This is a genomic window from Chloroflexota bacterium, assembly GCA_014360805.1.
Taxonomy (GTDB): domain Bacteria; phylum Chloroflexota; class Anaerolineae; order DTLA01; family DTLA01; genus DTLA01.
Genome location: JACIWU010000016.1, coordinates 25557 through 45799 on the forward strand (window position 1 = coordinate 25557; position 20243 = coordinate 45799).

At 66.1% G+C, this 20243-nt stretch carries 19 protein-coding genes and 1 riboswitch; of the genes, 12 read left to right on the forward strand and 7 right to left on the reverse strand.

The features are described 5' to 3' along the window. Position 1: 1 nt before the first annotated feature. The 5 genes from H5T65_04395 to speB all read left to right on the forward strand — a co-directional run bounded on the left by H5T65_04395 (position 2) and on the right by speB (position 4399). Positions 2-628, forward strand: coding sequence for a threonylcarbamoyl-AMP synthase (locus tag H5T65_04395; GenBank protein MBC7258464.1), 627 nt, complete (start codon positions 2-4; stop codon positions 626-628). 528 nt (positions 629-1156) lie between these two features. Then, a complete protein-coding gene (rpiB, locus tag H5T65_04400; GenBank protein MBC7258465.1) occupies positions 1157-1609 on the forward strand; it encodes a ribose 5-phosphate isomerase B in 453 nt (150 codons plus the stop codon). A 10-nt stretch (positions 1610-1619) separates the two neighbouring features. Next, a complete protein-coding gene (locus H5T65_04405; protein MBC7258466.1) occupies positions 1620-2714 on the forward strand; it encodes a glycosyltransferase family 4 protein in 1095 nt (364 codons plus the stop codon). Then, the gene (locus tag H5T65_04410; protein ID MBC7258467.1) at positions 2711-3460 is read left to right on the forward strand and encodes a WecB/TagA/CpsF family glycosyltransferase; all 750 of its coding nucleotides are present in this window, start codon (positions 2711-2713) and stop codon (positions 3458-3460) included. Before H5T65_04405 ends, H5T65_04410 begins: the two co-directional genes overlap by 4 nt. 3 nt (positions 3461-3463) lie before the next feature. Further along, a complete protein-coding gene (gene speB / locus H5T65_04415; protein MBC7258468.1) occupies positions 3464-4399 on the forward strand; it encodes an agmatinase in 936 nt (311 codons plus the stop codon). 2 nt (positions 4400-4401) lie between these two features. On the opposite strand, the gene ruvA is transcribed toward speB, so the two are convergent. From ruvA to H5T65_04430, 3 genes are read right to left on the reverse strand one after another with little or no spacing between them, the layout of a single operon-like run. Next, positions 4402-4980 (reverse strand): Holliday junction branch migration protein RuvA, encoded by a 579-nt coding sequence (gene ruvA, locus H5T65_04420; protein ID MBC7258469.1) that lies wholly within the window; start codon positions 4978-4980, stop codon positions 4402-4404. Positions 4981-4983: 3 nt separating this feature from the next. After that, positions 4984-5493: a crossover junction endodeoxyribonuclease RuvC gene (gene ruvC / locus H5T65_04425; protein ID MBC7258470.1), complete on the reverse strand. Its 510-nt coding sequence runs from the start codon at positions 5491-5493 to the stop codon at positions 4984-4986. Then, positions 5494-6252, reverse strand: a complete 759-nt coding sequence (locus H5T65_04430; protein MBC7258471.1) for a YebC/PmpR family DNA-binding transcriptional regulator — start codon at positions 6250-6252, stop codon at positions 5494-5496. Between the two features lie 703 nt (positions 6253-6955). On the opposite strand from H5T65_04430, the gene H5T65_04435 reads away from it, so the two are divergent. The 6 genes from H5T65_04435 (at position 6956) to H5T65_04460 (ending at position 13121) form a co-directional block, all read left to right on the forward strand. Next, positions 6956-7885, forward strand: coding sequence for a carbohydrate kinase family protein (locus H5T65_04435; GenBank protein MBC7258472.1), 930 nt, complete (start codon positions 6956-6958; stop codon positions 7883-7885). Then, positions 7882-8778 (forward strand): pseudouridine-5'-phosphate glycosidase, encoded by an 897-nt coding sequence (locus H5T65_04440; GenBank protein ID MBC7258473.1) that lies wholly within the window; start codon positions 7882-7884, stop codon positions 8776-8778. The genes H5T65_04435 and H5T65_04440 overlap by 4 nt, the downstream gene beginning before the upstream one ends. A gap of 48 nt (positions 8779-8826) precedes the next feature. After that, positions 8827-9708, forward strand: a complete 882-nt coding sequence (locus tag H5T65_04445; GenBank protein MBC7258474.1) for a class I SAM-dependent methyltransferase — start codon at positions 8827-8829, stop codon at positions 9706-9708. 572 nt (positions 9709-10280) lie between these two features. Beyond that, positions 10281-10428, forward strand: a riboswitch (FMN riboswitch). Between the two features lie 87 nt (positions 10429-10515). Further along, positions 10516-11316: an ABC transporter permease gene (locus tag H5T65_04450; protein MBC7258475.1), complete on the forward strand. Its 801-nt coding sequence runs from the start codon at positions 10516-10518 to the stop codon at positions 11314-11316. A gap of 24 nt (positions 11317-11340) precedes the next feature. After that, complete coding sequence (locus H5T65_04455; protein MBC7258476.1) at positions 11341-12327, forward strand: ABC transporter substrate-binding protein; 987 nt, start codon at positions 11341-11343, stop codon at positions 12325-12327. Between the two features lie 2 nt (positions 12328-12329). Further along, entirely contained in the window at positions 12330-13121 is a 792-nt protein-coding gene (locus H5T65_04460) for an ABC transporter ATP-binding protein (protein MBC7258477.1), read from the forward strand. A 17-nt stretch (positions 13122-13138) separates the two neighbouring features. Here the strand turns inward: H5T65_04460 and H5T65_04465 are convergent, their stop codons facing one another. Then, entirely contained in the window at positions 13139-15424 is a 2286-nt protein-coding gene (locus H5T65_04465; GenBank protein ID MBC7258478.1) for a transglutaminase domain-containing protein, read from the reverse strand. Positions 15425-16093: 669 nt separating this feature from the next. Between H5T65_04465 and mnmG the strand changes: the two genes are divergently transcribed. Then, complete coding sequence (gene mnmG, locus H5T65_04470) at positions 16094-18016, forward strand: tRNA uridine-5-carboxymethylaminomethyl(34) synthesis enzyme MnmG (GenBank protein MBC7258479.1); 1923 nt, start codon at positions 16094-16096, stop codon at positions 18014-18016. A 243-nt stretch (positions 18017-18259) separates the two neighbouring features. On the opposite strand, the gene H5T65_04475 is transcribed toward mnmG, so the two are convergent. The 3 genes from H5T65_04475 to H5T65_04485 are packed head-to-tail and all read right to left on the reverse strand — an operon-like array spanning position 18260 to position 20194. Next, a complete protein-coding gene (locus H5T65_04475; GenBank protein ID MBC7258480.1) occupies positions 18260-19609 on the reverse strand; it encodes a hypothetical protein in 1350 nt (449 codons plus the stop codon). A 7-nt stretch (positions 19610-19616) separates the two neighbouring features. After that, positions 19617-19991: a type II toxin-antitoxin system VapC family toxin gene (locus tag H5T65_04480; GenBank protein ID MBC7258481.1), complete on the reverse strand. Its 375-nt coding sequence runs from the start codon at positions 19989-19991 to the stop codon at positions 19617-19619. Continuing rightward, positions 19988-20194: an AbrB/MazE/SpoVT family DNA-binding domain-containing protein gene (locus H5T65_04485; GenBank protein ID MBC7258482.1), complete on the reverse strand. Its 207-nt coding sequence runs from the start codon at positions 20192-20194 to the stop codon at positions 19988-19990. The genes H5T65_04480 and H5T65_04485 overlap by 4 nt, the downstream gene beginning before the upstream one ends. Positions 20195-20243: the final 49 nt, after the last annotated feature.

Genomic DNA, 20243 nt, shown 5'->3' on the forward strand with positions numbered 1-20243 from the left:
CGTGCGAATTCTGGCAACGCCCGAGAACCTGGACGAGGCCCTGGAGCAAGCGGCCCGCATCCTGCGCGACGGCGGCCTGGTGGCATTTCCCACCGACACGGTGTACGGCGTCGGGGCGCTGGTGTTCATGGAGCAGGCGGTGGAGCGGCTGTTCGCGGCCAAGATTCGCGACCGCGCCAAGGCCATCCCCGTGCTCCTATCCGGTGTGCGCGACCTGAACCGCATCGCCAGGCACGTGCCGCCGGCGGCCTGGCAACTGGCCGGGGCCTTCTGGCCCGGGGCATTGAGCCTGGTCCTGGAGAAATCCGCGCTCGTCCCCGACGTGGTAACGGCAGGCGGCCCGACGGTCGCCGTGCGCGTGCCCGACCATCCGCTGGCCCTGGCGCTGATTGAGCGCGCAGGCTCGCCTCTGGCCACCACCAGCGCGAACCTGTCGGGCCAGCCCAGCGCCGTAACCGCCGACGAGGTGGAGGCATCCATCGGAGACGCCGTAGACCTTATCCTGGACGGAGGCCCCTGCCCGGGCGGAGTCGCCTCCACCGTGCTTGACCTCACCGTGCAGCCGCCGCGCATTGTCCGCCCCGGCCCCATCCGCTGGGAGGACCTGGCTCCGCTCCTCGGCGTCTAGGCCCCGCGTCTGGCGGCTACGGAAAGCCGCCCTACGTGCTTACTGTAACCGCGAATCACGCGAATGCGCGCGAATGGAAAATAGGGCAGGTTTCCATACCTGCCCCGGCCTACGGCGGCTATGGAAAGCCGCCCTACGTGCTTACTGTAACCGCGAATCACGCGAATGCGCGCGAATGGAAAATAGGGCAGGTTCCCATACCTGCCCCGGCCTACGGCGGCTATGGAAAGCCGCCCTACGTGCTCCTCGGTGTCTAGTCCCCGCGTCCGGCGGCTATGGAAAGCCGCCCTACGGACTTTGTGCGAAAATAATGTTTCACACAAAGGCACAGAGACACAAAGGGGGAAAGAGACTCGCAGAAAATCCTCTGTGTCTTCGTGTCTTTGTGTGAGCCTACGGCGGCTACGGAAAGCCGCCCTACGTGTCTTCATCTATCCTCTATTCGTGTGGATTCGCGTTATTCGCGGATAGCGAGCGTGGGGCTCACCTGTGGTATAATGGCGTTGCAGTTCACAGGGGGAGGAAACGATGAAAATCGCCATTGGAGCCGACCACGGCGGTGTGGACCTGAAGGAGGTCATCCGCCAGTACCTGGAAAGCCAGGGATACGAGGTGCAGGATTTCGGGGCGCATTCCCGCGAGTCCACCGACTATCCGGATTTCGCGCGGCCCGTCGCCGAGGCGGTGGCGGGCGGCCAGTTTGACCGCGGGATTCTCATCTGCGGCACGGGCCAGGGGATGGCCATGACCGCCAACAAAGTCCGCGGCATCCGCGCCGCCGTGTGCCTGGACACCTACTCGGCCCGCATGAGCCGCGAGCACAACAACGCCAACGTCCTCTGCCTGGGCGGGCGCGTCGTAGGGCCGGGGCTGGCCGTGGACATCGTGGACATCTGGCTGCAAACCGAGTTCAGCGACGCGCCTCGGCATCATCGCCGCGTGGAGAAAATCGCCGAGGTGGAGCGCGATTACCGTCGGTGAGCCGCCCGCCATGAACATCGGCATTGACGCCAGCCGTGCCGCGCGCCCCATCCGCACCGGCACCGAACATTACTCGCTGCACGTCATCCGCGCGCTGGTGGATTTGGGGGCCGACCACACCTTCACGCTGTACTTCAACCGGCCACCCGAACCCGGCCTTTTCCCCGCGCGCCCCAATGTACGCGTTCGGGTCATCCCGTTCCCGCGCCTGTGGACGCATGTTCGCCTGGCCGCCGAGATCGCGATGAGGCCGCCCGATGTGCTGTTCGTCCCGGCCCATGTGCTGCCGCTGGTGCCAGGGCGGGCGGTGGCCACCGTGCACGATTTGGGCTATCACTACTTCCCACAGGCGCACCCCTGGGCCGCGCGCATGTACTTGGAGTGGGGCACGCGCCACAATGCCCGCGCCAGCCGCCTGGTCATCGCCGATTCCCGCGCCACCCGCGACGACCTGGTGCGATTCTACCGCGTGCCCGCCGACAAGATTCGGGTGGCGTATCCCGGCCTGCGGCCCGACGTGAGGCCGGTGCGCGACAAGGCCGCACTGGACGCCACGCTGCGCCGCTACGGGATTGAGCCGCCGTATGTGCTGTACGTCGGCACGCTTCAGCCCCGCAAGAACCTACGCCGCCTGAGAGAGGCCTTTGCCCGCGTGCCGCCGCCCTATCGCCTCGTGCTGGCCGGGAGCAAGGGCTGGATGTACGGCGAGATTCTGCGCCGCGCCGGGGAACTCGGCATCGGCGACAGGGTCCTCTTCCCCGGCTACGTGCCCGACGAGGACCTGCCGACGCTGCTCAGCGGCGCGGCGCTCTTCGCCTTCCCATCGCTGTACGAGGGGTTCGGGTTGCCGGCGCTGGAGGCCATGGCCTGCGGCGCGCCGGTGGTGTGCAGCGACACCAGTTCCCTGCCGGAGGTGGCCGGCGACGCGGCCATTCTCGTGCCGCCCACGGATACGGACGCACTGGCCGCCGCCATGAACCGCGTCCTCGCCGACGCCGACCTGCGCGCTGACCTGTCGCGCAGGGGCATGGAGCGGGCGCGGCTCTTCACCTGGCGGCGCTGCGCCGAGGAGATTCTCAAGGCTCTGGAGGATGCCGCCGCATGACCCTGCCCGAGCGCGTGCCGAAGGTACACTTCCTGGGCGTGCCCGTCCACAACGTGGATAGCGGCGAAGCCCTGCGCATCCTGGAGGCGTTCATCCGCGAGCGGAAACCCCGCCAGGTGGTAACGGTGAACCCCGAGTTCGTCATGGCCGCCCAGCGGTTGCCCGAGTTTCGCGATGTGCTGACCCGCGCCGACCTGTCGCTGCCCGATGGCGTGGGGCTGCTCCTGGGCGCGCGGATTCAGGGGACGCCGCTCAAGGAGCGCGTTACCGGCGTGGATACCGTGGTGCGGGTGGCCGCGCTGGCCGCAGAACGGGGCTATCGGCTCTACCTGCTGGGCGCCGCCCCGGGAGTCGCCGAGGAGGCGGCGCGCCGCCTCGTGGACGCCCATCCCGGCCTGGTCATCGCGGGGACTTACGCCGGGTCGCCCGCGCCGGAAGAAAAAGACGCTATCGTCGCGCGAATCACCGCCGCGGCCCCCGACGTGCTGTTCGTGGCCTACGGCGCGCCGAAGCAAGACCTGTGGATCGCGCGGAACCTGGAGCGGTTGCGGGTGCCGGTGGTCATGGGGGTCGGCGGGGCGTTTGACTTCATCGCGGGCCGGGCCAAGCGCGCGCCGGCCTGGATGCAGCGCATGGGACTGGAGTGGCTCCACAGGCTCATCCATCAGCCGTGGCGCTGGCGGCGGATGTTGGCGCTCCCGCGGTTTCTGTTCGCCGTCGTCGCCGACCGTCTCACGAGGAGGTAGCGCATGGACTGGTCATCGCGTTTCGGTCGCGCGCCTCGCTACGCGGGGCTGCCCACCTTCGCCCACGTCGGCGCGGCCCCCGCCCCCGACGGCCTGGACGTGGCCGTTTTCGGCGTGCCCTACGACAGCGCCACGACGTTCCGCAGCGGGGCGCGCCACGCGCCGGCGGCAATCCGCGCGGTCTCGGGCATCCTGCGCGAATATCATCCCTGGTGGCGGGTCGCGCCTTTTGAGACGCTGCGGGTGGGAGATTTGGGCGACGTGCCGGTGGTTCCCGCGTATGTGGACGACACCATGCGCGCCATCCAGGACTGGATGACCGGCGTTCTGGAGGCTGGCGCGTTCCCCATGGCCATGGGCGGCGACCATTCGGTTACGCTGCCGCTGCTGCGAGCCGTCGCCGCGCGACATGGGCCGCTCTCGCTCATCCAGTTTGACTCCCACCCCGACACCTGGGACACCGAGCACGGTCGGCCCTACGGCCACGGGACATGGGTGCGGCGCGCCGTGGAGGAAGGGCTGATTGATCCCGCCGCCTCGGTGCAGGTGGGGCTGCGCGGGTCTGTGGACGCGGCGCACGACCTGGACGATGCGCGGGCGCTGGGCCTGCGCCTGATCCCCATGGACGAGGCGGCGGAGATGGGCGTGGCCGCCGTTGTATCCCGCGTGCGGGAGACGGTGCGCGGCCCCGTGTACGTTACGCTGGACATAGACGCTGCCGACCCGTCCTGCGCCCCAGGGACGGGCACGCCCGAGGTAGGCGGATTTTCGGCGCGGGAGATGCTCCAGTTGGTGCGCGGCCTGCGCGACCTGCCCATCGCGGGGTTTGACATCGTGGAGGTATGCCCGGCGTTTGACTGCGGGGGAATCACCGCGCTCCTGGCAGCCAACCTCATGTACGAGATGCTGTGCCTGCTGGCGCGCCAACGCGCCGCGTGAACTCAACGCCCGAAGTACGCCAGGGCGAGCCGTATCCGCTCTTCCAGCGGCAACTCCTCGCGGGGGAGCGACTGCACCGCCCGCTGCGCCTCTACGACGCTATAGCCCAAGGACGTGAGGGCGCTGATCACCTCGGCGTCGGCCTCGGCAAGCGCCGCCAACGACGGGCCGACAGGCGCCGTCTGAATCTTGTCGCGGAGATGAAACACCAGGTTGCGGGCGGTCTTGGGGCCAATTCCGGGCACGCGGGCCAAGGCGCCGATGTCTTCCTGGACAAGGGCCTTCTGCAAATCGTCGGGGGAAAACGCGGACAGGAGGGCCATCGCGACCTTGGGGCCGATGCCGCTCACCGTGAGCAGGAGTTCAAACAGTTCGCGCGCCTCTTCGGTGGAGAAACCGTACAGCGTCAGCCCGTCCTCGCGGACTTGCAGGTGGGTGAACAGCGTTACCTCGCGGCCCACCTCGCCGAGGCGCTCCAAGTCCGACGCGCTCAGCATCACCTGGAACCCCACGCCGTTCACATCCACCACGATAGACTGCTTGGCATGGCCGACGATCCTGCCGCGCAAGGTCGCGATCACGGCTTACCCTCCCTGTTGGGTGGCTTCCGCCAGTTTGCGGTAGAGGGCGAACGATTGCAGATGACACAAGGCGACCGCTACGGCGTCGGCGGCGTCATCGGGCTGCGGGATAGCCTCAAGCCCCAGCAGGATGCGCACCATCTCCTGCACCTGGCGCTTCTCGGCGCGCCCGTAGCCCACCACGGCCTGCTTGACCTGTAGCGGTGTGTACTCGTACAGCGGGACGCCGGCCTGGGCGGCGGCCAGCAGGACAACCCCGCGCGCCTGGCCCACGGCGATGGCCGTCCGCGCATTCTTGTTGAAGAACAGTTCCTCCACGGCGATGGCGTCGGGGCGGTGCGCGGCAAGGAGCGCCAGCAGGCGGTCGTGCAGCAGGAGCAGCCGCTGGGGCATCGGCTCATGTGCGGGCGTGAGGATGACGCCGCAATCCACCAGGCAGTATGCGCCGTGATCCTCGCTCACCAGGCCGAAGCCGGTGGTCGCCGTCCCAGGGTCTATCCCCAGCGCCAACATCTACGCAGCCTGATACTTCTCCATGACCTCATCGGGGATGTCCAGGTTGGTGAAGACCTTGGAAACGTCTTCCAGTTCCTCCAGCGCGTCAATGAGGCTCATGGCTTGAAGGGTCTCTTTCTCGCCCAGGCGCATCAGGGTCTTGGGGGTCATCCAGATGGGTTCCTGCTCATCCAGTTCCAATCCCCGCCTTTCCAGCGCCTCGCGCACCCACTGGAAGTCTTCCACCTTGGTATAGACTTCCACGATGTCCTCGGAGGGGACGACATCATCAGCGCCGGCGTCAATCGCGATCATGGCGATCTCGTCGGGATCCTGGCCATCGTTGACTTTGACGGCCAGGTAGCCCTTCGGCTCAAACATCCAGGCGACGCACCCGGTCTCGCCGAGGCTGCCGCCATGCCGCGTGAAGACGCGGCGGACTTCGGCTGCGGCGCGGTTGCGGTTGTCGGTGAGAACCTTGACCAGGACCGCCACGCCGTTGGGGCCGTAGCCCTCGTAGGTGATCTCGTACTCGGCTTCGCCCTTGAGTTCGCCCGTGCCGCGCTTGATGGCCCGCTCTATGTTCTCCTTGGGCATGTTGGCGGCCTTGGCCTTATCTATGATGAGGCGCAACTTGAAGTTCGCCGCAGGGTCGCCGCCCCCTTCGCGCGCCGCCACGGAGATTTCGCGACCCAACTTGGTGAAAAGAGCCCCCCGCCGAGCGTCGGCAACGCCCTTCTGTCGCTTGATGGTTGACCATTTGGAGTGTCCTGACATAGACTCCTCTCCCCTCAGAGACGAGCCTTCCCGCTCTTCGCAGCGCGGGAAGAACTGCTTTTCTTTATTATACCACAACCTGACCCTTTCGCGCCAAAAGACCGCCCGCGGGGTAGTGTTCATTTCGCTGGAAAGCAGTCAGACCGATGAGCGGCAGCGTGAAACGGATAGAGCGTAGGGCAGGTTCCCATACTGCCCCTCGCCTTCGGCTACGTGTCTCGGTTCTACCACCCGTTAGCGGGACCTGCATGGGCCCGATTGAATTACGCCCCCGCGCATTCCGCAACGCCGCACGGTAACGGCGCGGGCGGCACGGCACGGCGCACCTCACCCGCCGCGGGCAAAATGGTAGGGGAACCCGTGGGTCGCTCCCACGCGCCGTGCCCTTTCGCACCTCACCCCCAGCCTTCGGCTTCCCCCTCTCCGCGCGGCGGAGAGGGGGAACGAGGGGGTGAGGTCGGCAGGCCCGCGCAGGGCACAGACCAACGCCAGCCCGATGCTTCCCCGTCTGGCATAATACCCTTCGTGTGGATTCGTGTTATTCGTGGATGACGTCAGCCCGGGTCGCCCCTTCAGCCCGGCGCTTCAGCGTCGGGCAGGGTTCGCGTGGGTGTGGTTGCTGCGTCCTGCCTCGTTTGACTTGCGCGGTGAAGTCGGCTATCCTTGCGTGGCGGCTGATGAGCATCACAAGGGAGGGAGCGACATGGATGAATATCCGCCGGTGGTCGTGGTGGGCGCGGCGGCGATGGACACCAAAGGCAGGCCCGACAAGGGCTTGACGGCGGGCACGTCGTGCGAGGGCGACATCCGCATCAGCGTCGGGGGGTCGGCGCGGAACGTCGCCGAGAACCTGGCGCGGCTGGGCGTGCCCACAACCCTGCTCACGGCGGTGGGGAAGGACGGGTCGGGCCGGCGCATCCTGCACCAGGCCCAGGAAAGCGGCATCAACGTGGACCGCGTCATCGTTACGGACGAGTATCATACGGCCGCGTACATGACCATCTACGACGAGCGGGGCGAGCCCGTGTACTCCATCCACGACATGGACATCCTGTCGCTCATCACGCCGCAGTACCTGTACTACAACCGCCGCGTCATCACCGAGTCGGCCCTGATCGCGGTGGACGCCAACCTGTCGCCGCGGGCGCTTCGGTCGCTGTTTGCGCTGGCCCGCAAGCACAAGATTCGGGTGTGCGCCGACCCGACGACGGTGGGGCTTGCGGCCCGCCTGAAGCCGTACCTGGGCGAGTTGTACATGGTAACGCCGAACGCGGCGGAAGCCGAGGCACTGACGGGCGTGCCGGTTACCAACAAGGCCAGAGCGTTGCGCGCGGCCAAGGCCCTGGTGGGCATGGGCGTGCGCCTGGCCATCGTTACGTTGGCCGAGAAGGGGCTGTGCTACGCCACGAGCGAGGCCAGCGGGACGCTGCCCGCCGTGCCGTGCGAGATCGTGGACCTGACGGGGGCGGGCGATGCGCTGACGGCGGCGGTGATCTTCGGCTTGCTGAACGAGATGGACGTGGACGACGCGGTGCGGTTGGGGCTAGCCGCCGCTGCCGCTACCATCGGCTGCGAGGAGACGGTCTGCCCCGACCTGAGCGTAGATGTCTTGTATGAGAAGTTAGTTGTATGAATATTCAAATATATTCGGAAGTGCAGGCGGCGCTCCGCGCGGGCCAGCCCGTCGTGGCGCTGGAGTCCGCCGTCATCACCCACGGCCTGCCGCGCCCTCAGAACCTGGATACCGCCCGCCGCTTGGAGCGCGTGGTGCGCGAGCGCGGGGCGACGCCTGCTACCGTGGCGGTGGTGGACGGCCGCCTGTGCGTGGGTCTGGCCGACGAGGAGTTGGCGCGCCTGGCCCAAAGCCCGCGCCCGCGCAAAGTGAGCCTGCGCGATTTGGCGGCGTGCGCAGTGCAGGGCGAGGACGGCGGCACCACGGTTGCGGCGACCATGCACCTGGCGCACCAGGCCGGCATCGGCGTTTTCGCCACGGGCGGCATCGGGGGCGTTCACCGCGGGCAACCCTTTGACGTTTCGGCTGACCTGCCCATGCTAGCGCGCATGCCGATGGCCGTGGTGTGCTCGGGCGCGAAGAGCATCCTGGACCTGCCCCTGACGCTGGAGTGGCTGGAGACGCACGGCGTGCCCGTGGTGGGATACCAGACCAATCGGTTTCCGGCGTTCTACTGCCGGGACAGCGGACTTGAGGTGGACATCCGCGTGGACACGCCGGAGGCGCTGCGCGACTTCATCCGCGCTCATTGGGGCGCTGGCCTGCACACGGCGGTGCTGGTGGGGGTGCCCGTCCCCGAAGACGCCGCGCTCCCCGGCCCGCTGGTGGAGGAGGCCATTGCGCAGGCGCTGGCCGACGCGGAGCGGGACGGCATACGCGGGAAGGCCCTCACGCCGTACCTGCTGGCGCGGCTGAGCCGCATCACCGAGGGGCGGTCGCTGCGGGCGAACTTAGCGCTGCTTGAGCGCAATGCCGAGATCGCCGCCCGACTGGCCGTGTGCATGGCGGCGTAGCGGGTTGCGCGGGCCTTCCATGTTTCACGTGAAACATCGGGGGACGGTGTGGCTGACAGAAGCGAGCCGAGAATCATAGACTACGGCGAGAGCACCTACAAGCGCGACTTCTGGGGCGAGGGCCGCGAGTACGAGGACCGGGCCGAGCGGTTCGCGCTCCGGCGCCTCATCCCGCCGCAGGGCCTGCGCATCCTGGACGTGGGCTCGGGGTTCGGCAGGCTGGTCGCGCTCTACCGCCATTTCTCCGAGGTGGTCCTGCTGGACTACTCGGACGACCAACTGCGCGACGCCCGCCGCACATGGGGGGACGACCGCATCCAGTATGTGGCGGCCAACTGGTACCACATGCCCTTCGCCGACGCGACCTTTGACGCCGTGTTGAGTGTGCGCGTGCTCCACCATGCGGCGGACTTGCCCGCGCTCATGGGCGAGATCGCCCGCGTCCTGGCCCCTGGCGGCATCTACGTCCTGGAGTTCGCGAACAAGCGGAACCTCAAGGCCATCGCCCGCTTCCTGCTGCGCCGCCAGAAGTGGAACCCCTTTGACCCGGAGCCGGTGGAGTACCACCCGCTGCATTGGGATTTCCATCCCCGCTGGATGTACGACCTGCTCGTGGACAAAGGCTTCACGGTGGAGCGGCGGCTGACCGTGTCCCACTTCCGCGCGGGGCTGCTCAAGCGCCTGGTGCCCGCGGGCATCCTGGCGCGCGCCGACGCCGCGCTCCAGTGGACCGGGCGGTACTTCCAGTTGACCCCCAGCGTGTTCATGCGGGCGCGCGCGGCGGGCCTGCCCACGCCCCCGACGGAGCGCCTGGTGTACCGCTGCCCGGCGTGCGGCGGCGCGCTGACAGAGGACGCGATGGGGCTGCGCTGCGCGGCTTGCGGCGCGCTGTACCCGCTGCACGACGGGATTTGGATGTTCAAGGCGTAGGATGCGCCCCCATACGCGAACCGGAATCCACGAATCACACGAATCCGCACGAATGAGATAACCGGAATCCGCGAATAACACGAATCTACACGAATGGGGGAACATACTGCGTCGCATCTTGGTCGCCGGACACGTAGGGCGGCTTTCCATAGCCGCCGGAGCCTGCTAACCGCGAATCGCGCGAATCCACGCGAATGGGTAACCGGAATCCGCGAATAACACGAATCTACACGAATGGGTAGCATACCCGACGCCGAAGACGGGGGTTTAGCCCCGCGCGGGCATACCGACCTCACCCCCCTCATTCCCTCTCTCCACGGGCGGAGGCCGAAGGCTGGGGGTGAGGTGCGCCGGCGCGAACCCCGCCCGACGCTGAAGGAGCAATCGGATGCCCGTCTCGGTTCCAAATCTTGTTGGTCGCGCCATGGACACAGATGCGACGCACTTCTGAAAGTGCGTCGCATCTTGGTTGCCACACCTTGGTCGCCAACGCAAGACGGAGCCGAATCGGACGTCGCGCGGTTTTGACAACGCCATCCGCCCCGCGTATAATCAGCGCAAGTTGAATATCCAGGAGCCTTCGGGGCAGGGTGCGGCCTGCGAGTCAGGCCAATTCCCGATCGGCGGTAAGGCCTCGCTGAGGAGGCCAAGCCCGCGAGCGCAAGCAGATCCGGTGCAAAGCCGGGGCCGACGGTACAGTCCGGAAGGGAGAAGGTTCCGCAATGGGCAGTGCGCATGCCTGGAATTTCCATGCGCCCTGTCGGTTGAATTCCTGCCCCGCTGGCCCCAAGCCTGTGGGGTTTTTGTATGGCCGGAATCTGCCAACCTCAAACCAAGCCGGACCTGGCGAAGCGGCTGCGGCAGGCGGCAGGCCGCGCGGCGGGTGCGATCCTAGGTGTGCTGGGCTTCCTCGCAGTGTGGGGCGGCCTGGTCGCGCTGCTGAAGTATCCGCCGTTTATCCTCCCTGGGCCTGGGCGCGTCTGGTCGCGCTTCCTCGTCGCGGTCGCCGATGGCTCGCTGTGGTACCACACATCGCTCACGCTGTTTGAAATCTTCGCGGGCCTCCTGCTGGGCGTGAGCGTTGCCACCCTGCTGGGATACATCATCGCCAAGTCGCCCACGCTGGACCGCCTGCTGTCGCCCTACATCGTCGCGGCCCAGGCAGTTCCCATCGTTGCCCTGGCGCCGTTGCTGGTCATCTGGTTCGGCTTCGGGAGCGTCTCCAAGATTCTGGTCTGCGCGCTGACGCTGTTCTTGCCCGTGCTCATCAATACTGCCGTCGGCATCCGCTCGGTGGATCGCAACCTGCGCGAACTGATGCGGTCGCTGGGCGCGTCGCGATGGCAGACGTTTCGGATGCTGGAAGTGCCCGCCGCGCTGCCCGTGCTGTTCGGGGGGCTGAAAATCGGCGCGACGCTGTCGGTCATCGGCGCGGTCGTGGGCGAATTCGTCGGCGCCGACAGGGGACTGGGGTTTCTGATCAACCTGGCGCGGGGGCTGTTTGACACGCCCCTGCTCTTCGTCGCGCTGTTCACCCTTGTGGCGATCGCGCTGTCGCTCTACGGCGCGATCTCGCTCGTTGAGGCCGCTCTGCTGCGGCATCGGTAACATATTACAGTCCAGGAGGACGCCATGAAGACATTGCGGTTGGCTTTGATTCTGCTGGCGCTCGTCGCGTCGGTCGCTGCGGTCGGGTGCAAGCCCACTCCCCGCCCCACCCAGGAAGTTACGCTGGCGATGGGCTATATCCCCAACGTGCAGTTCGCGCCCTTGTACGTGGCGGTGAAGAAAGGCTACTTCGCCGAGGAAGGCATCCAGGTGAAGTTTGACTACGGCTGGGAGACCGACCTGCTGAAACTGGTGGGCACGGGCGAGTTGAAGTTCGCCGTCGCCAGCGGGGATCAGGTCATCCTGGCCCGCTCGCAGGGGCTGCCCGTCGTGTACGTGATGAACTGGTACCGCCGCTATCCGGTCTCGGTTACCGCCCTGGCGGACAGGGGCATCCGCACGCCGCAGGATTTGGTCGGCAAGACCGTGGGCATTCCCGCGACCTACGGGGCCAGTTACATCGGGTGGCGGGCGCTGCTGTACGCCACCGGCATCAGTCCCGATTCGGTTACGCTTCAGACCATCGGCTACGCGCAAGTCCCCGCGCTGGTAGAAAAGCAGGTGGACGCCGCCGTCTGCTACGTGATGAACGAGCCGGTTCAACTGGCGCAGGCGGGGTATGCCGTCGTGGATATGCCCGTGAGCGACTACATAGACCTGGTGTCCAACGGCTTCATCACCAACGAGCAGACGATCCAGAAGGAGCCGGCGCTGGTGCAGGGTATGGTGAGGGCGGCGCTGCGGGGCCTGCGGTACACGCTGGATCACCCCGACGAGGCGTTTGAGATTTCGCTGGAGTTCATCCCCGAGATGAAGAGCACCGATGTCCCGCTCCAGAAGGCCGTCTTGTACAAGAGCCTGGAAGTTTGGAGAAGCGATCGCCTCGGCGAGAGCAGTCAGGCGGCGTGGCAGGCCTCGGTGGACTTCATGAAGTCCGTGGGGTTGATTCAGGAGGCCCCTGCGATCAACACGCTGTTCACGAATCGGTTTGTGGAGGGCGCGAGGAAATAGCGATGGCTGGCAGTCCGCCAGATTCCGAGAATACCACCGCGCCCCCTGCGCTGGAGGCGATTGACCTGACCAAGACCTACTGCACGTCCCAGGGCGAGGTGGCGGCCGTGGCGGGGGTAACGATGCAGGCCGCCCAGGGCGAGTTCGTGTGCATCGTGGGGCCTTCGGGGTGCGGCAAGACCACGCTCCTGCACCTGTTCGCGGGGCTGCTGGAGCCGACATCGGGCCTCGTGCGCGCCAACGGCATCCAGATCAAGGGGCCCGTGCGTGAGATCGGGCTAGTGTTCCAGAACGGGAACCTGATGCCCTGGCGCAGCGTGTTGCGCAACGTTACCCTGCCGCTGGAGATCCAGGGCGTGCCCCTTCGGGAGGCCGAGGAGGCGGCGCGTAGCGTGCTGGATTTGGTGGGCCTGAGGGGGTTTGAGCACGCGCGACCGCGGGAACTTTCGGGCGGGATGCAGCAGCGGGTCGCCATTGCCCGCGCCCTGGTGTACGACCCGAAGATCTTGCTACTGGATGAGCCTTTCGGCGCGCTGGACGCCCTGACCCGCGAGCGGATGAACCTGGAATTGCAGCGTATCTGGCAGGCGCGGCAGAAGACCGTCATCATGGTAACCCACAACATTCACGAGGCGGTGTTCCTGGGAGACCGCGTGCTGGTGATGACCCCGCGGCCAGGGCAGATTTCCTCCGAGACGCGCATTCCCCTGCCGCGCCCGCGCGACCTGGCGGTGATGGCCTCGCCGCAATTCGGCCTGCTGGCCCAGTCCATCCGCGAATCTATCTATGAGTGAAAATTGGACAATCTGTCTCACCATCGCGTGATGGGCACGCGGACAACGCGCGGTTTGGGCGTCAGGGCCAGGCGCAGCCGCCGCCACCGATACGCCAGGATGTGCCGTCGGAGGGAAGCCCAGGAGCGACGAATGGCGTCCCTGTCCACCGGCGCGGCCTTGCGGGCGCTGAAGCGTTCCTGATAGTACAGGTCGGCGAAGAACAGGGCTTCGGGTTCGCACCCGCCGATGGTGCGCGCCAGGCGCACGGCGAACTCGCGCGGCGTTTCGCTGTCGCCTTTCCGCACGCCCGCCAGCCGCGCCAGCCATACGAGGAGCGCGAACAGCCTCTCGGCCGGCTTCATCCTTCGGACGGCGAGGGCCCCCCAGAGCGCCGCGCCCAGGCCCGCGAGGAGCGCCAGCACGCCAGCGCCCAGGGCCACGGCGCGCCACCCACGTAGGGCCGTCTCGGACGCGGAGGGCGTTGTCGCGCCTGTTTCGTCTGTGCCTGCCAACTCGTCCGCGCCGAACTTCGCCTCTTCCTCGTCCTCGCGCAGGGTCGGAGGCACGATGCCGATGCCGGCGAGGCCCTGCGGTTCATCCGACGGGCGGACGATGAGGGGTTCCGAGGCCGTGGGTTCAAAGGGAATCCACCCGTAGTTGGGGAAGAACACTTCGGGCCAGGAATGCGCGTCCGAGTACAGGACCACATAGCCCCGACGGTTGGGATCCCATCCGCCGCTGGTGTAGCCCGCCGCAATGCGGGCGGGGATGCCGATGGTGCGAAGCATCACGACCATGGCCGAGGCGTAGTAGTCGCAATAGCCTGCCTTGCTCACGAACAGGAAATGATCCACCGCGTCGGCGCCCGGTGGCGGGGCTTCCACCGACTGGTCGTATCGGTACTCGCGCCGCAGGTAGCGTTCTATGGCCACGCACGCCTCGTAGGGCGTGTTGGCGCTCGCCGTGATCTCGCGGGCCAGGTCCGCCACTCGCGAGGGCAGCGTCGCGGGCAGGTCCAGGTACCGCTCCAGCACGTAGGTGGGGTAATTCGTACCGGCGTCGCGGAGCCGCCGCTCGCTGACGGTGGGCACGGACGAGATGACCGTGTAGCCCGCGCTCGGGGACACGGCGCGGAGCGCGCGGATGCTAGAGGGTTCCGCCAGGCCCGTGATCATGCCCCCGCCGCGGCTCATGCCCACATACGTTACGTCGGCCGCCACGGGGATGTCGGCCCAGATGGGCTGGCCCGCCGCATACACGCGGAACTCGCCCGACTGCAACGGCTTCACCGTCTGCGTGATCTCCTGGGCCGAGTCAAAGGTCGGCACGGGCCAGTACTCGCGGGCGGGCCAGGTGGCCGAGAAGCGGTCCGAGTTGACCCAGCCGCGCCCCGTGTACTCGTCGTACACGGCGGCGCGCCAGTACAGCGGCCGAGGGGATTCCACCACCATGAACGGCGTGTCGCTCAGCCGCACCGGTCCGCCCAGGGCCAGCGCCCGACCGAAGGATATGCCTTCCTGCGCCTGCTGCGACCGCAGGCTGGAGTACAGGCGCGCCCATTCGTCCTGCACCCGCTGCCAGGGGCGTGAGAACGTGTCCCAGATGTCGCTCCACCTCGGGCTGGCCAACGCGTTGGGCAGGAACAACGCCGACAGGACGATCACCAGGGACAGGATCATGCCGTCACGCAGGAAATCCCAGGCGATGTCGGGCGAGAAGGCGATGCGGTTCGCCTGCCAGCGCGTCTGCTCGGCCAGCACGTGCACCCGCACGATGAGCAGGAGCGCGCAGAACAGGTACAAGACGAAGTAGATGCCCACGCCGCTGGGCGCGTACAATGAGTTGATGAGGATGACCAGGCCCACGGGGATGATGGCGGCCCACACCTGATGCCTGCGGAAGGTGAACCACGTGCCCAGGTACGCGGCCAGCCACAGGAGAACGCCCAGTTGGAGCACGAAGATCACGCCGTCGCCGCTCACGCCTTGCCCCAGCGCCACGTCCAGCCACGCCATGAACCGGTACACCAGGGCCAGCATGCGCTCTTTCACGGGCATCGCGCCGGGCAGGATGTGGCTCACGAGGAAAACCGTCCATGCCAGGCCGACGACGGTGGCGAAGATGTGTGAGACGACGCCGGGTAGCCAGCGCTGCTTGGCCAGGAGCATGCCCAGGGTTACCGCCACGAGCACGACCCAAATGAGGAGTCCGAGGCCGTCGGCCCATTCGGCCGCGCTCAGCGCCCAGACGGCGAGCATGTGTATGATCAGGAGCAGGAAATAGGTGCTCCAGCCTTCCTTGAGCCGAAACCGTGATCTCACTGCGCTCCTCGGCGGCGATTCGCGCCGCTCACCCCAGAGACGGCGGCCGCGGGCGCGGGGTTCCGCCCAACGCGCGCCAACGGGCTTCTGTTCACCGCCCTCTGATGGGTGTACACGCCTGCCTTACCGCAGGTTCAACGTGCCCGAAAATATGGAAAGAGACAATGACACAATTAGTATAAGCCAACACGCCCGGCTGGTCAAAAGGGCGCGACAGCATCCGAACAGTCCCGTCCCCAGAACCCGATTTGCGCGGATTCGCGGTTAGCGGTTACCTCATTCGTGTTATTCGTGGATTGCGTTTACCCCAATTCGCGTGGATTCGCGGTTCCCACAGCCGCCGGGGGCAGAGGGGCCGGGGCAGGTATGGGAACCTGCCCTACGTGCTTACGAGATTCTCACCGCAGAGACCGGCGAGAACGCGGAGATTTCGGGGTAAATCTCTGTGGTCTCCGCTTGCCCCGCTGGGGGCACGTTTCATTTTGGCCTCCTTTGAGAGGAAACAAGGCGCTTCCCCCGCCGCGTTTATAGCGCACCTGGCGCAGTTTGCCAAACGGTTCCTTCTGATAACATAACGCAGGGCGCGTGGGCGCTGTGCGGGCGCGAACAGGCCGCTCGCAGCGCCTTCCCCTGTTTGCCGCGCCGCCGAAGATGTCTATACTTGTTTGCATGCAAGAGATGTACGACGTGATCGTGGTCGGGGCAGGACATGCCGGCTGCGAGGCGGCGCTGGCGGCGGCGCGCATGGGCTGCCGCACGCTCCTGCTCACCATGAACCTGGACCTCATCGCGCAGATGCCGTGCAATCCCAGCGTGGGCGGCCCCGCCAAGGGCCACCTGGTGCGCGAGGTTGACGCGCTGGGCGGCGAGATGGGCCGCAACACCGACCGTACCTTCATCCAGATTCGCCTGCTCAACTCGTCCAAAGGGCCGGCGGTGCAGGCCCTGCGCGCCCAGACCGACAAGCGCCTCTACTCACTGGCGATGAAACTGACGCTGGAGGCCACGCCCCACCTGCACCTCAAGCAGGCCGTCGCCGAGCGCCTGCTGGTGGAAAAGGGGCGCGTGCGCGGCGTGGCGACGGCCACCGGCCAATTGTACTACGGGCGCGCGGTGGTGCTGACCACCGGCACGTTCCTGGCAGGGCGCATCCTCAGCGGCGAGTGGAGCCACCCCGCGGGGCGCGCGGGCGAATTCCCCGCCGTGGGCCTGTCGGCCAGCCTGCGCGACCTGGGCTTCCGCCTGAAGCGATTGCAGACCAACACCCCGCCCCGCGTGGACGCCCGCACGATTGACTTCGCCCAGACCACGCCGCAGATCGGCTCCGAAGCCCCGCTCTACTTCAGCCGCCGCCGCGACCCCAATCCGGTGGAGATTCCCCTGCCGCCGCCGAACCCCGTCTATCCCATCCCGCGGCAGACGGAGTGGCGGACGCAGTTGCCGTGCTATCTCGTGTACACCAACGCCGAGACGCACCGCATCGTGCGCGAGAACCTGCACCGCTCGCCCATCGCGGCGGGGTTCATAGAGGGCGCAGGCCCGCGCTACTGCCCGTCTATTGAGGAGAAGATCGTCCGCTTCGCGCATAAGGAGGCGCATCAGATCTTCCTGGAGCCCGAGGGGTTCCTCACGGCCGAGGTGTACGTGCAGGGGTTCTTCACGTCCATGCCCGAGGACGTGCAGCGGGCCATGCTCCACTCCATCCCCGCGCTGCGCAACGCCGAAATCATGCGCGCGGGCTACGCCATAGAGTACGACCACGTGCCCCCCGACCAGATTTTGCCGTCGCTGGAGACGAAACTCGTGGAGGGGCTGTTCCTGGCGGGACAGATCAACGGCACGTCGGGGTACGAGGAGGCCGCGGGGCAGGGCATCATCGCAGGCATCAACGCGGCGCGCAAGGTGCAGGGCAAGCCGCCCATCATCCTGCGCCGCGACGAGGCGTACATCGGCGTGATGATAGACGACCTCATCACCAAAGAGATTGACGAGCCGTATCGCCTGATGACCTCACGGGCCGAATATCGCCTGCTGTTGCGGCAGGACAACGCCGAATTGCGCCTGGCCGACGTGGCCTACGAGTGCGGCCTCATCTCACGGGAGGAGTACGACCGCCGCCTGGCGCAGAAGGCGGCCATCCGCGACGAACTGGCGCGCCTGCGGGCCACCTACCTTCGCCCCGACGCCGAGACCAACGCCATCCTGGCGCGCCACGGTCTGGAGCCGCTGACGGATGGCGTCAACGCGCTCCTGTTCTTGAGCAGGCCCGAGGTGCGGTACGACGTGGTGGCCGAAGTCTGCCCGCCGCCCGCGCCGCTGGACATGCACACGCGCGAGCAGGTGGAGATTGAGGCGAAGTACGCGGGGTACATAGAGCGGCAGCGGGAGCAGGTGGAGCGCGCCCGCCGCCTGGAGGAGATGCGCATCCCCGCCGACCTGGACTACGCGGCGCTAATGGGCCTGCGCAACGAGGCGAAGGAGAAACTGGCGCGGGCGCGGCCTGCGACGGTGGGGCAGGCGTCGCGCCTGTCGGGGGTCAACCCCGCCGACATCGCCGCGCTGCTGGTGCACCTTCAGCGGGGGAGGGGGTAGGAGCATCTCTGGGCAACACTCGGGATGCCGCAGCCCGATGGGGCGCGATCGGTTCCCCCTATGATGCGTGTAGGTGCGGGCAGAGGCGTTGAGGGCGCCAAGTGAGAGGATGTTAGGCGCAGGGTTCATGCAAGGCGAGCGTCGCCGCGTGCTCCAGAATGGCGCCTGCGACTGCTCCACATGCCCGAGTGCCGGAGGGTGCTAGTAGCCAGTCCGTCCGCGTTATGCGTCACGTGTACCGTGCTAATTGTACTCCTGCAGCGCCGAAAGGGCATCAAGGAGCAGGAAAGCCTTGAGCGAATGAACCGGCCTGTCGTATCTCACCGCTATGCCATGCAAAACGGTGTGCCGCGTCACCTGCCTTCGGCAAGCTGATTTCTTCAATTCCCGCTTGAAGTCCGTAAAGACGTAGGTACTGGTTTGAAGTTGGTATAGAACGGTAGTAGCAATCGCCCATCTAGCCAAGTCATAGGCGTCTGGGTCACCTACCGCTGCTCTGTACACTTCCTCAATCTTGCCAATCCTTGCGACGAGCTGGTTGGCTGTCACGTAGTCATTTAGCACACCCTCTATCTGTGGCAACAGCGTAGGGACCGAGAGCGTGTACTTGCGCTGGCGATGCGCGGCCAGAGCGTCCCGCAGTATGTGCATTCGTGAAGCGAACAGCGGGTGGTCCTCCCAGGACTCCACTGCCTCAGTGAGCTTCTCGTACTTGCTTCGGTGGTAGTATGCGATTATTGTTCTGCTCACATAGCGCGTCTTGCCGTTCCTGTGTAATCTAGCTACTTGATCTCTCAGTGCGATAGGCATTGAGGGCGCAATAGGCCAGCCGGCTGCGTTGAAAGCCTCCGCTGCATCCCGATTACTCTCAAGCCAAGAAAGCAGGTTCCTAGAAATGATCAGCGGGATGGTTTGCTGGAACGCGATGGCAACGGCAGCCAGGTCCGCAAATGTGCGGCGAGTGCGAGCATCAAACTCGCGAGTTAGGTCTTGGATCTGTTTGCTCAGCGCTTCTTGTGTTACGAGCGCAGACTCTGCGAGACCAACCAGCTTTTCTATGATGTCCTGAGATGCAATCAGGGCGGCAGTGGACAAGGACAGGTAGCCAACTGTGGCCAAAGGGACGACGGGTTTGGACAGAGCAGCAACGATTTGCTCCCGCAGCGGGGCCATTGGCTCCATCGAGCGGAGCGAAGCGGCAAGCGACTCCCACGATGCTTTGAAAGTTTGGACCTGTCGGTCCACTGTATCCTTTAGTTGCTCGGTCATCTCCTTCTCATGTGCGGAGAGGGCTCTAAAGAACCTCTCGCGTATCGGAAGATCTGCCGGAGTCTCGTTGAAATGATCGCGAATCTGCAGATACTCAACAGCCCACTCGATCAAAACCGACAGAGACTCGGTAGGCAGTCTATCTATGTCCTCTGGGGTCGTATGGGGCTCGTGGAGCATGCTAGAGAGCACAGAGTTGGCAAAGACATCGGCTGCCTGAGCTGCTTGGGCATCCTCGGCTAACTCATAAGCCTTGATAACTGCCCCGAACGTTATGGGACGCAATTTAACCTGACCGAGTCCAGGTATGTGCTTGTGCTCCATGCCCACTCTATGCCTTCGCTACGTATCGCACCCCCGCTATGCCCGCGAAGGGCGCGTCCTCCGTCCACAACTCCGCGCCGTGGGCCCGCGCCGTGGCCAGCATCACGCTGTTCGCCATCGGCAGGCCCGTGTCGGCCGATATCCGCGCCGCCTCCAACGCGACCTCCGCGGTGAGTTCCACGACCTGCCCTTCCATCATCACCGCGGCCGCCTGTAGCGCCTCTCCCTCCCCGCGTTGTTGCAGCACCCGCTTGAACACCTCATACAAACTCAGCGTCGGCACGATCAGTTCGGATACCGCCTCTATGGCGGGCGCGAAGAAATCGGCGTTCGGCCCGTCCGCGAAGTACTCCAACCACCCGCTTGAGTCCACGATGTTCATAGGCGGTCTGGCTCCCGCTCCACGCTCGTGTCTATCCCCTTCAGGAAGCCGCGAGCCGTCTCCATAGGTCTTATCGGCACCATCTCCACCCGATTGTCGTAGAGGATCATCCGCATCCGCTGCCCGGGCCGAATGGCAAGCCGCTCACGGATCTTGCTGGGAATCACGATCTGATATTTGGGCGAAACTCTTACCGTGTCCATACTCCCCTCTGAGAATCCATCAGTTGTATTACAATTCGCCATTATGCCA